Here is a 12,086-nt window from a genome sequence, read left to right on the forward strand (position 1 = left end):
ATTCGATATGGCTACCAAGGCAGTCACTGACCTCAGCTTCAAGGCGGACGTGATCGACGCCGACAAGCCCGTGCTTGTCGATTTCTGGGCGGAATGGTGCGGCCCCTGCAAGATGATCGGACCGGCCCTGGAGGAAATCTCCGAGGAGTTGGCGGATAAGTTGACGATTGCCAAGATCAACATCGACGAAAATCCCGATGCGCCCGGTCAATATGGCGTCCGCGGCATTCCGACGATGATCCTGTTCAAGAATGGCGAAGCGGCCGCGACCAAGGTCGGCGCCGCGCCCAAGAGCGCGCTCAAGGGCTGGATCGAAAGCGTCCTCTGACCACGTTATCGCGCGCCCCTTCCTTGGTGGGAGAGGGCGCGCAATATGCTTTCACGCAAACAGCTTTTCCGCCGCAAGATCCCATAGCCGCGGCGAAGACGCGCCCAGCAGCCCCCGCCGCAGATCGCCCACGCGATAGGGCGACCCGTTCAGCCTCTGACAGCATCCGCCAGCCTCGTTCACGAACAGGGTTCCGGCTGCATGGTCCCAGGGCAGGGTGCGCGCGAAAACCGACACGTCATTCTGCCCCAGGACCAGCCGGGGATATTGCTCGGCTGCGCAGCGGGGTATGTCCACCAGCGCGAAATTGCCTGCCGATCGCTGCTGAATGTCGGCCCGCTCCTCCGGCGTCATGAAGTAGACGGCTAGCGCCGCCACGGGCAGGGCGTCGCCGCTCTCACGCGCATGCACCTGCGCGCCGTCGATATGGCTGCCCGCTCCCAGGATGGCGTGACACAGCCTTCCGGTCAGCGGGTCCAATATCCACCCGGCCAGCGTCGTTTCCGCATCGGCAAGCGCGATCATGATGCCGAAAGGCGGGCGTCCGGCCGCAAAATTGCCGGTCCCGTCGATCGGGTCGATGATCCAGTTCAGTCCGTCGCCCGCCCGCTCCAGGATCGCCGGGTCAGCCGCGCAGGCTTCTTCACCGATGATCCCTGCTTCCGGCAGGATGCGCGCAAGCCCTTCCGCCAGCCTGATTTCGCTTTCCTTGTCGGCGATGGTGACAAGGTCGTCGGCGGCCTTCTCGCTGATCTCCTCCGTCCGCAGATTCTGATAGCGCGGCATGACGATGTCACGCGCCACGTCACGCATCAGCGCGACGACGGTTTCGTGCAGTTCGATTGGCATCAGCTGCGGTAATCCGCATTGATCGAAATATATCCATGCGTCAGGTCGCAGGTCCACACCGTCGCCCGGCCATCCCCCAGGCCAAGGTCAACGCCGATCTGGATGTTCTGGCCCTTGAGGTGTGCGGCAACCGGCGCTTCGTCATAGCCCTCGACGGCCAGCCCGCCCGACGCCACCTGCGTCGCGCCGAAGCGGATCGACAGCTTGTCGCGGTCCGCCGGTTCGCCAGCCTTGCCCACGGCCATGACCACGCGGCCCCAATTGGCGTCCTCTCCCGCTATCGCCGTCTTGACCAGCGGGGAATTAGCGATGGACAGGGCGATGCGGTGAGCGCTTGCATCGCTCTCCGCGCCTTCGACCGTGATCTCGATGAACTTCGAAGCGCCCTCGCCATCGCGCACGACAAGATGCGCCAGCTGGCGGCAAAGGTCGCTCAACGCCGCATGAAAGGCGTCCGCGCCCGGATCGTCCATGAAGGTGAGGGGGGCATTGCCTGCCTTGCCCGTGGCGAAGGCCAGCACCGTGTCGCTGGTGGACGTGTCGCTGTCCACCGTGATGCAGGAAAATGTGTGCCTGTTCGCCGCCGACAGCATCTGCTGCAACAGCTTCGGGTCGATCGCGGCATCGGTGAAGATATAGCCCAGCATCGTCGCCATGTCGGGCGCGATCATGCCCGAACCCTTGATGATCCCCACCAATTCTACCCTGGTGCTGCCGATCATCGCGCTGACATGGGCGCCCTTGGCGAAGGTATCGGTCGTGCCGATCGTGTTCGCCGCATCCTCCCACCCGCAAGGTTCGGCGGAAAAGGCGTCCTCCAGCCCCGCTTCGGCCTTGTCCACCGGCAGCGGCACGCCGATCACGCCCGTGGAGGAAATGAAGATGTCCGATGGCAGGCAATGCAGATGATTGGCGGCTTTCGCCGCGATCGCTTCCACGGCCGCACGGCCCCGGTGCCCGGTGAAGGCGTTGGCGTTGCCTGCATTGACCACCAGTGCGCGCGCTGATCCCAGCGGTATGGCGTCGCGGCACCATTCGACTTCGGGCGAGGGGCATTTGCTCTGCGTCGTCACGCCCGCGACCACGGTTCCTTCCGAAAGCTCGACGAAGGTCAGGTCGCAGCGATCCCAATTCTTGTAACGTGCGCGAGCAACGCGCGTCGTGACGCCCGCGATCGGCGGAAGATCGGGAAAAGCGGCGGGGGCGAGGGGAGAGCGCTGAATCATGTCCGTCGATTAGCGCAATATGGCGGCCGGTCAATGATGGCGCCTTGCAGGCTCCGTCTGATTGACTAAAGCCCGCCTCCTCCCTAAATCGCGGCGCATGTCTGTGCGTGTCGCCTCAAGGGGTGCGCGTTTCCCTTTTGTCAGGATGTTGCATGTTCGGCGCACTCGCCAAATCCCTCCTCGGATCGTCCAATGACCGTTATGTGAAGTCGCTGGGCAAGATCGTCGAACGCATCGCTTCTTTCGAGCCCGCGATTTCGGCGATGAGCGATGACGAGCTTGCGGCGCAGACGGTGCGTTTCCGCGAGCGTCTGGCGCAGGGTGAAACGCTGGACGACCTGCTGCCCGAAGCTTTCGCCACTGTGCGCGAAGCGGCCAAGCGTACCCTCGGCCAGCGCCATTATGATGTGCAGATGGTCGGCGGCATCGTCCTCCATCGCGGCGAAATCGCCGAAATGCGCACGGGCGAGGGCAAGACGCTGGTCGCCACGCTCGCCACTTATCTGAACGCGCTGGAGGGGAAGGGCGTCCACGTCGTCACCGTGAACGACTATCTCGCCAGCCGCGACTGCGAGTGGATGGGGCAGGTCTATCGCTTCCTTGGGCTGACCACCGGCGTGATCGTCCCCAATCTGTCGGAAGATCAGCGCCGCGAGGCCTATAATGCCGACATCACCTACGCGACGAACAACGAACTCGGCTTCGACTATCTGCGCGACAATATGAAATATGACCGCGCTTCGATGGTGCAGCGGCCCTTCAACTTCGCCATCGTCGACGAAGTGGACTCGATCCTGATCGACGAAGCGCGCACTCCGCTGATCATCTCCGGTCCCACCGACGACAAGTCGGAACTTTATGTCGCCGTCGACGCCATCGTGAAGCGGCTCGATGATGCGGATTATGAGAAGGACGAGAAGCAGCGCACCGTCACCCTGACCGAGGACGGCACCGAAAAGATCGAGCGCATGCTGGAGGAAGCGGGCCTGCTGGAAGGCGCGAACCTCTATGATTTCGAAAACACCGCCGTCGTCCATCATGTGAACCAGGCGCTGCGGGCGAACGTCATGTTCCGCCGCGACATCGACTATATCGTTAAGGACGGGAAGGTCATCATCATCGATGAGTTCACCGGCCGCATGATGGACGGCCGCCGCTGGTCCGATGGCCTGCACCAGGCGGTGGAAGCCAAGGAAGCGGTGAATATCGAGCCGGAAAACCAGACGCTCGCCTCCATCACTTTCCAGAATTATTTCCGCATGTACCCCAAGCTGGCCGGCATGACCGGCACGGCCGCGACCGAAGCGACCGAATTCTATGAAATCTACAAGATGAACGTCGTCACTATCCCGACCAACCGGCCGGTGCAGCGTGTCGATGAGGAAGACAGCTTCTACAAGAATCTGGAAGACAAGTTCCGCGGCATCGCCAGGACGATCAAGGTCCATGCGGAAAAGGGGCAGCCGGTGCTCGTCGGCACCGTTTCGATCGAAAAATCGGAAATGCTGTCCGAATTCCTGACGCAGGAAGGCGTGAAGCACGCCGTCCTCAACGCCCGCTTCCACGAAAGCGAAGCGCATATCGTCGCGCAGGCGGGTCGCAAGGGCGCTGTCACCATCGCCACCAACATGGCCGGGCGCGGCACCGACATCAAGCTGGGCGGCAACCTGGAATTCCGCGTGGAGGATGAACTGCGCGACATGCCCGAAGGGCCCGAACGCGAAGCCGCCATCGCCCGGATCGAGGCCGAGATTGAAGCGGAAAAGCAGGAAGTGCTCGCCGCGGGCGGCCTGTTCGTGCTTGGCACAGAGCGTCACGAAAGCCGCCGCATCGACAACCAGTTGCGCGGCCGTTCCGGGCGTCAGGGTGACCCTGGCCTGTCGCGCTTCTATCTCAGCCTTGACGATGACCTGATGCGCATCTTCGGACCGGACACGATGTTCGCCAAGATGATCCGCTCCAATCTGGAGGATGGCGAGGCGCTGCCTCCGTCCAAATGGCTCAGCAAGGCGATCGAGACCGCGCAGAAGAAGGTCGAGGCGCGCAACTACGACATCCGCAAGCAGGTCGTCGAATATGACGACGTGATGAATGATCAGCGCAAGGTCATCTACGAACAGCGCAGCGACATCATGGACGCCGACACAGTGGACGATGTCGTCACCGACATGCGCCGCGAAACCGTCAACGATCTGGTCGGCGCGTCCTGCCCGCCCGGCACTTACCCCGAACAATGGGACATGGATCGCCTTAAGGCGCGCACGTCCGAAATTCTTGGCCTTGAACCCGATTTCGACGCATGGCTGGCGGAAGACGCCGTCGATCCAGAGATGATCGAGGAGCGGCTGAACGCCCTTGCGGATGAAGCCGTGGCGGAGAAGGTCGGCCAGATCGATCCTGAAAACTGGCACATGATCGAAAAGTCGATCCTGCTCCAGAGCCTGGATCATCATTGGAAGGAGCATCTCTCCACCCTCGACGCGCTGCGTCAGGTCGTTCACCTCCGCGCCTATGCGCAGAAGACGCCGATCAACGAATATAAGCAGGAAGCCTTCGCCCTGTTCGAACGCATGCTGAGCAATATTCGTGAGGATGTGACCGGCTCCATCGCGCGGGTCCAGTTCCGCATGGAAGAACCGCTGCCGGAATTTGAACTGCCCGTCCTGCCGGACTTCATCACCACCCATATCGACCCCTTCTTCGGGGAAGATAACAGCGCGGATATCGATGCCGGGCAGCTTGGCGGCATCACCACGACCTTGCCGCGCCCGCCGATCGGCAATGCGGCTCCGGGCGAGTTTGCCAACCTCAACATCAGCCGGAATGCGCCCTGCCCCTGTGGATCAGGGCAGAAGTATAAGCATTGCCATGGCGCGCTGAGCTGATCATCGGCCATCATGAAAAAAAGGGGCGTTGCACACGCCCCTTCAGCCCTTTCCCCACGATCTTGTAAAAGGGCCCCGGATCGCCAGCCGGTGGTCCTAGCGGTTGCTGTTTCGCTCCGCTGCGTCACCGTGCAGCTTCGCCCATAGCTGCGCTGTCCCGGCTTCCTGCGCCTTGTTCACATATTGCGCCGCGATCAGCCATCCTTTGATCGGCCGCAGCGGCAGGACCGTGGTCAGGATCAGCACCGGAATTCCAACGGCGATATGCACCCACAGCCCCGGCCGCGCCAGGATCTCCAGCATCACGATGAAGATGACGCCCGGCACACAGGCGAACAGCTGAACGAACACCGCAGGACCATCCGCCGGATCAGCGAAGGAATAGTCTAGGCCGCAGACCTCGCACCGGTCGCGGACGGTCAGGAAGCCGTGAAAGATATGCCCTGTCCCGCACCGGGGACAGCGCCCTAGCGCGCCGGTTTCAATGGCGGAACGCGGGCGCCACATCTCCTGGTCCTGCGGGGCGGGCGCCTTTTCCTGTTCGTTCATGATCACCGGTCCTTATATGCAGACGGCCTATGTGATCATCGAAAAGCCAATTGCAATTGGGCGTTTCGTCCTATCTTCCCGATCCACTTCACAGTGCGGTACGGGGAGCAGGAAAACCGGCGTTACCGTAGCGGCATTGCCGATCGCCTTCGACTTTGCTAAGTCGCTTTCCGATTTGATTGCCCGACAGCAAGCAGATCACGCCCCCGGCAGTCCCTTGCCCGGGGGCGTTTCCATTTGCTGGATCAGTGCGGCGTTTATTGCGGGCGAGGGCTCGCGGCGCGATTTTCGGGCGAGGTGAATTTTTCCATCGCATCGTGCAGCACCTGATCAGGCGCGGCGGCGGCCAGCGCCCGCACCTTGTACCGCAGTGCAAGTTCGCGATGTGCTGCAATCTCCGCTTCCGAAGCGCGCCGCGCCAATGCAGCATCGGCTTTCGCGGCTTCTTCCCGCGCGCGCCGGAACAGGTAACGCGCGTCTGTATCGGCTGACATCCCAACCTCCCATTTGGAGAGACTTCGATATAGCACGCTAATCCGCCACCAGCCTTAACTCAGTTTAACTGGCGAACCGTGCTTTTCTCCTCTTCTGTTAAGCTTCGAAGCTCCATTTAATGAACAAGCATGTCTGACCCGTATCAGGGATTGCTCCCTTATGGATGTACCGATTTGCTTGAAGGCGGCCTTAGAAGCGCTTTCTTAAGCAAGGATCTTCAGCTTTGCTGCCGCCTTTGTCCCAAAAAAACACTTGGGCGTATACTTTCCATTTGATGGCTATTTCTTTTTAACTCTCGATATATATCGCACAATAAGTGCGAAGGGGGATTCTCATGCGATCAGACGCCGCTCATCTGCTTGCCCGGCTCGGGCGGAAGGATTTCCGCTACCGGGAGTTTACCGACAATTTCGCGGATATGGAGTTGTGGCCCGTTTTCGAGGCGCTGCTCACTGACGAGCGGGTCGTGGGCAAGCCGCTATCCGCGCTGGAATCCCGGAATGTGGAAGATTTCATTCCTGAAACGAAAGTTCAGCCCGCGCGGCCCGCATCTCCCCCGCGCGGTCCGGGCCTGTTCGATCGCTATGGTGAAGGCAGCCGCCCCGCTGCTCAAGGGGAGGGGAATGGCGAACTGCGGTCCTTCCTCCAACGTCTTTCGAAAAAGGACGGGGAGGGACGGAACTGATGCCTCTCCTTCTATGCCATTCGCCCAAGGGCGGAACGGGAACCAGTTTTATCGCGGCTCATCTGGCCATGCATCTTGCCAGCCAGGGCCATGACGTCGTTGCCCTGGATTTCACCTATCAGGACTCCCTGAAACTCTTCTTCGGGCTGCTCCCCGCCCAGCCTCTGGCGGAGTTTCATGGAAGCCATGGTTCGGCGCTGGCAGTTTCCGGCGTGGAAATCTTTTCGGCGCACCAGCTTGCGCATGAGCCGGCTTTCATCGCCGCGCTTCAGGCAGGCAGATCGCCTTTCGACGACGGTAAGGTTTACGTCGCCGACGTGGCAGCTGGTGATCGCAACACCAGGGATTTGCTGTTGCCGCACGCTCATCTTCGCGTCTGCACGCTGCTTCCCCACCCCATATCCCTGGCTGCGCTTACGAAGGTGCAGGCCGGTAAGCCCACGGTGGAACTGTCGAACACAGCTTTCATCCTCAACCAGCTAGACGACACGCACCGTTTCTCACGGCATGCCCATATCTTCCTGCGCGAGCTTTTGGGTGATGCGCTGATCGGCACGGTGCGGCGGGATGAGGCGGTCAATGAAGCGGCGGCCATGTTCGAGCCGATCAGCAAATATGCACCCGCCAGCGCAGCTCTGAGCGACATGCGAGCCGTCGCCAAGGCTATCGCGGGCCGCGCCGACATCGCTCAGGCCACGGACCAACTGTCATGAGGCTCCTGGAGTCATCACCAGCCAAGTGGCTGACGGCGCTGTTCGCTGCGTTGCTGGCGGCGCTGGTCATCGGGGTGCCGATGGATCTGGAAGCGCAATGGCTGTTCACCGGGATCACCATCATCGGCGCGATCGTGCTGAGCCGGTCCCGCACGCGCAAGACGACATTGGCGCTTGGCATATTGTCGGTGCTGGTTTCGACGCGCTATATGTTCTGGCGAACGACCCAGACGCTTGAATTCGGAACCCCTCTGGAATTCCTGTTGGGCACCGGCCTTTATCTGGCCGAAATTTACGCGTGGGTCATCCTGCTGCTTGGTTTTCTCCAGACCAGCTGGCCGCTCAACCGGCCGGTGGTGGAGATTGAAGGGGAGCCGGATCAATGGCCCTTCGTGGATGTGTTCATCCCCACCTATAATGAAAGCCTGTCGATCGTGCGGAACACCGTGTTCGCTGCGATGGACATGGATTATCCTGCAGATCGTTTTCGCGTTTACATTCTGGATGACGGCCGCCGCCCCGAATTCCGCGCCTTCGCCCGTCAGGTCGGCTGCGGCTACCTGACGCGGCCTGACAATCTTCATGCCAAGGCTGGCAATCTCAACGCTGCAATGAAGAAAACCGACGGCGAACTGATCGCGATCTTCGATTGCGACCATGTGCCGACGCGCGCTTTCCTGCAAATGACCGTAGGCTGGTTCCAGAAGGATGCGAAGCTGGCGTTGATGCAGACGCCGCATCATTTCTATTCGCCCGATCCGGCTCAGCGCAACCTGCGCACTGTCGATGATCTGCCCGGTGAAGGCGACCTGTTCTACGGAAATGTTCAGGGCGGCAACGACCTTTGGAACGCGGCCTTCTTCTGCGGGTCGTGCGCGATCATCCGCCGGGAAGCGCTGCAACAGACTAACGGATTTGCGGGCGAAACGGTCACGGAAGACGCCCATACCGCACTGAAACTGCAACGCATGGGATGGAGCACCGCCTATATCAGCGCGCGCCTGTCCGCAGGGCTCGCGACTGAACGGCTGGTGCTGCACATCGGCCAGCGTATCCGCTGGGCACGCGGCATGACGCAGATATTGCGCATCGACAATCCGCTGCTTGGCCCAGGGCTCAAATGGCAGCAGCGGCTTTGTTACCTCAACGCTATGCTGCACTTCCAATTCCCGCTGCCGCGCATCGTCTTTCTAACCAGTCCTTTGGCTTATCTGATCTTCGGCCAGAACATCATCCATGCATCGGCGTCCCTGATCTTCGCTTATGCCGCGCCGCATCTTTATTGTTCGATGGTATCGGGTGCGCGATCACAGGGTGGTGACCGCAGACCATTTTGGGGTGAGATCTACGAGACGATCCTTGCCTTCCACCTCGTGCCTGCGACGGTCCTGACACTGTTCAACCCGCGCAAGGGGAAGTTCAACGTCACGGACAAGGGCAGCCTTCTCGACCGTACCTATTTCGATCTCGGTACGGTGAAACCGCACCTCATCTGCATCGGCCTGATGCTGTTCGGCATCACGCTCGGCGTGGTGAAGCGTGTCTTCTTCCCGCATCTGTTCAATATCCAGACGGACACGCTTCTGCTCAACACGGCCTGGGCTTCGTTCAGCCTGATCATCCTGCTGGCGGCGGTATCCGTCGCGCGTGAGACGCGTCAGGCGCGCGAGCATATCCGTATCGAGACGCAGCTTCCCGTTACCATCTACATGCAGGACGGCCATGTGTTCGACGCGACCACGATCGACCTGTCAATGGGCGGAACGGCGGTAGCGCTGCCGCAGGACGTATCCCTGCGCGACCGGACGGTCACGCATATCTCGCTGCCGATGGGCGATGAGAAGCTCACCATCCCGGTCGACACGATCCGCAGCGATCACGGCCAGGCTTTCCTGCGCTTCAAGCCGCTCGATCTCACACTCTCGCGGCATCTCGTCCGCGCGATCCTTGGCCGCGCCGATGCTTGGCAGCCGGTTGCTCCACCGCGTCCGGTTTCGGGCCTGCGTTCCTTATGGGATATCATCGTGGTTGATTTTACGACACTCAAGCGCCTGTTCCGGTTGAACCGCAAGGAACGCCGTTCCTTGAAGCGCGAGCGCACCCATGCCGCTGCCGCTGTTGCGGGCAAGAGCGCCGCCCTGCTGCTCGCGGCCATTACCCTGATGGGCCTTCCTCAAGAAACAAGGGCGCAGTCTGCTCCGGCCAGAGAGGCTTCCTCCGCTCCGCCGGCTGGCGCGCGCCAGCAGCGGCTGAGCTTCCGTGACTTGCAGATCAAGACACCCATTCGCCTGCAAGGCAGCCGGGGCGAAATCGGCATTCCGTTCGGCATGCGCCGCAACGAGGTGGTGACGAGGGCAAACCTGACGCTGAACCTTGCCTGGTCGCCCGCGATGCTCGGTGACCTAAGTCAACTGGTCGTGCTGTTGAATGGCGAAGTCGTCCGCATCATTCCGCTGCGGCCTGCCGACGCAGGGGGCCAGGCGGTGACGATCCCGGTCAATCCGGCGTTGTTCCTGCCGGGGGACAATCGGCTGAACCTTCGCCTGCTCGGCCACTACACGCGCGATTGTGAGGACCCCTTTCACAGTTCGCTATGGGCCAATGTCAGCAATGTACGGTCATGGTTCGATCTGACCGTACAGACGCTGCCGATATCCCCCGATCTGGCGCGTCTGCCCGGGCCTTTCTTCGACCGGAATGACAATCTGCCGCTGCGGCTTCCTTTTGTCTTTGCAGGGACGCCGGGCAATAGCGAACTGGAAGCAGCGGCAAGCATTGCATCCTGGTTCGGCGGCATGGCAAGCTATCGCGGATTTTCCTTCAAGCCGCTCTATAATCAGCTTCCGCAGGGGAACGGCATAGTCTTCCTCCTGCCAAATCGTCCGGTCGCTGGGCTCAACATGCAGGTGCGGGGTCCTGCGGCGGCTGTGATCCGCAATCCGCGCGATTCCTTTGGGCAATTGCTGGTGATCATGGGCCGCAACACGCAGGAACTGAAGCTTGCGGCGGCAGCAATCGCCAGCGGGCGCGGCGTGTTCGGCGGCGCGCAGATGGCGTTCGATAATGTCCGCATACCGGCCTATCCGCGCTACTCCGCGCCTCGCTGGATCGCGACGGACCGGCCCGTGCGGCTGGGCGAACTGACCAGCGCCTATGCTTTGCAAGGTCTTGGCCTTCCTCCGGGACCGTTGAGCGCGCGTTTTCGCATCACGCCCGACCTCTTCTTCTGGCCGCGTCAGGGAGGACGGCTGGAGCTTCGCTACCGCTATCCCACTGCGGACTGGCTGGACAAGCGCGGGTCGCGTCTCGATCTGTCGATCAACAACCAATATCTGCGCACCTTGCCGCTGTCGGGCGGCGACTGATGGGACCGGATGTTCGCCAGCCGGGGGCCTTCGTCCCAGGAGGGCAAGGCTTCGGTCGTCCTGCCGCGCTACAATCTGTTCGGTCAGAACGAATTGATCTTCGACTATAATCTCCTCTTGGCGAACAAGAAGAAGTGCGAAGGGACGTTGCCCGAAAATGTGCGGGTCGCGATCCAGCCCACCAGCACGATCGACTTCAGCCATGCCTATCATGCCTTGCAGATGCCCGACCTCGCGACCTTTGCGGGTGCGGGATATCCGTTCACCATCCGCCCCGATCTTGCCGAAACGATGGTGATCATGGGCGGCAATCCTTCGCCCGGCGCGGTCGAGGCTTTTCTGGGAATGATGGGCCGCTTTGCCGACTCGACCGGACTGCCTGCGACCCGTGTCACCGTTACCAGCCAGATCGAGCCGTCCGAATTGGAAGGCAAGGACATATTGGTGCTGGGCGCCAGCAGCGTGGCGAGTTCGGAGCAGCTTTTCGGTTCCGCGCCCGTGCGCTACCATGACGGCGCGCTGCATGTGACGGAGCGGACCGCGCTGCAAAGCGCTCAGAACTTCTTCGCGCTGGGCGGCCGCTCATCGCCCGAAGAGGCGGAGCAGATATTGTACAATGCGCGGGGCTTTTCCGGCATTGTCGGCTTCCGGTCCCCTTTCGACAGCGGCCGCAGCGTGGTCGCCTTGATTGCGGACGATCCCAATGCCTTGCCGCAACTGGTGAACGGCATGGCCGATACCAAAATCAATGCGCAGATTCAGGGCGATCTGGCAGTCACGGATGGGGAGGGGATGACGAGCTTCGCTGTCGGTCCGACCTATTGGGTCGGATCTCTGCCGGTATGGATGCGGGTTGCCTACTGGTTCAGCCAGCGGCCGATCCTGATGGCGGCTAGCGGGCTGTTGCTGGCGCTGCTGCTTGCCGGACCTGCCTATTTCTACCTCAACCGGCAGGCCAGGCGCCGCCTCAGGGACGCGGACGAAGCATGAG

The 12,086-nt window shown here is 61.4% G+C and carries 8 protein-coding genes and 1 pseudogene; 5 read left to right on the forward strand and 4 right to left on the reverse strand.

The window, feature by feature from the left end; all coding sequences use genetic code 11:
• The first annotated feature begins 7 nt into the window (after positions 1-7).
• The gene (gene trxA / locus L288_RS23710; protein ID WP_021236605.1) at positions 8-328 is read left to right on the forward strand and encodes a thioredoxin TrxA; all 321 of its coding nucleotides are present in this window, start codon (positions 8-10) and stop codon (positions 326-328) included.
• A gap of 51 nt (positions 329-379) precedes the next feature.
• Here trxA and L288_RS23715 read toward each other — a convergent pair whose 3' ends face one another.
• Both L288_RS23715 and argJ read right to left on the reverse strand, forming a co-directional pair.
• A complete protein-coding gene (locus L288_RS23715) occupies positions 380-1,177 on the reverse strand; it encodes an inositol monophosphatase family protein (RefSeq protein ID WP_021236606.1) in 798 nt (265 codons plus the stop codon).
• On the reverse strand, positions 1,177-2,403 hold the full coding sequence (gene argJ / locus L288_RS23720; RefSeq protein ID WP_021236607.1) for a bifunctional glutamate N-acetyltransferase/amino-acid acetyltransferase ArgJ: 1,227 nt from the start codon (positions 2,401-2,403) through the stop codon (positions 1,177-1,179). The genes L288_RS23715 and argJ overlap by 1 nt, the downstream gene beginning before the upstream one ends.
• A 152-nt stretch (positions 2,404-2,555) precedes the next feature.
• Between argJ and secA the strand changes: the two genes are divergently transcribed.
• The gene (secA, locus tag L288_RS23725) at positions 2,556-5,288 is read left to right on the forward strand and encodes a preprotein translocase subunit SecA (protein WP_021236608.1); all 2,733 of its coding nucleotides are present in this window, start codon (positions 2,556-2,558) and stop codon (positions 5,286-5,288) included.
• Positions 5,289-5,384: 96 nt separating this feature from the next.
• On the opposite strand, the gene L288_RS23730 is transcribed toward secA, so the two are convergent.
• Complete coding sequence (locus tag L288_RS23730; RefSeq protein WP_021236609.1) at positions 5,385-5,837, reverse strand: DUF983 domain-containing protein; 453 nt, start codon at positions 5,835-5,837, stop codon at positions 5,385-5,387.
• A 257-nt stretch (positions 5,838-6,094) separates the two neighbouring features.
• The gene (locus L288_RS23735; RefSeq protein WP_021236610.1) at positions 6,095-6,331 is read right to left on the reverse strand and encodes a hypothetical protein; all 237 of its coding nucleotides are present in this window, start codon (positions 6,329-6,331) and stop codon (positions 6,095-6,097) included.
• 335 nt (positions 6,332-6,666) lie between these two features.
• Between L288_RS23735 and L288_RS23740 the strand changes: the two genes are divergently transcribed.
• The 3 genes and pseudogenes from L288_RS23740 to bcsA all read left to right on the forward strand — a co-directional run bounded on the left by L288_RS23740 (position 6,667) and on the right by bcsA (position 12,085).
• A complete protein-coding gene (locus L288_RS23740; protein ID WP_021236611.1) occupies positions 6,667-7,017 on the forward strand; it encodes a hypothetical protein in 351 nt (116 codons plus the stop codon).
• On the forward strand, positions 7,017-7,730 hold the full coding sequence (locus L288_RS23745) for a cellulose synthase operon protein YhjQ/BcsQ (protein ID WP_021236612.1): 714 nt from the start codon (positions 7,017-7,019) through the stop codon (positions 7,728-7,730). Before L288_RS23740 ends, L288_RS23745 begins: the two co-directional genes overlap by 1 nt.
• Positions 7,727-12,085: pseudogene (gene bcsA, locus L288_RS23750) on the forward strand (UDP-forming cellulose synthase catalytic subunit). Before L288_RS23745 ends, bcsA begins: the two are co-directional and overlap by 4 nt.
• Position 12,086 lies beyond the last annotated feature (1 nt).

This window comes from Sphingobium quisquiliarum P25 (genome assembly GCF_000445065.1).
GTDB classification, from domain to species: domain Bacteria; phylum Pseudomonadota; class Alphaproteobacteria; order Sphingomonadales; family Sphingomonadaceae; genus Sphingobium; species Sphingobium quisquiliarum.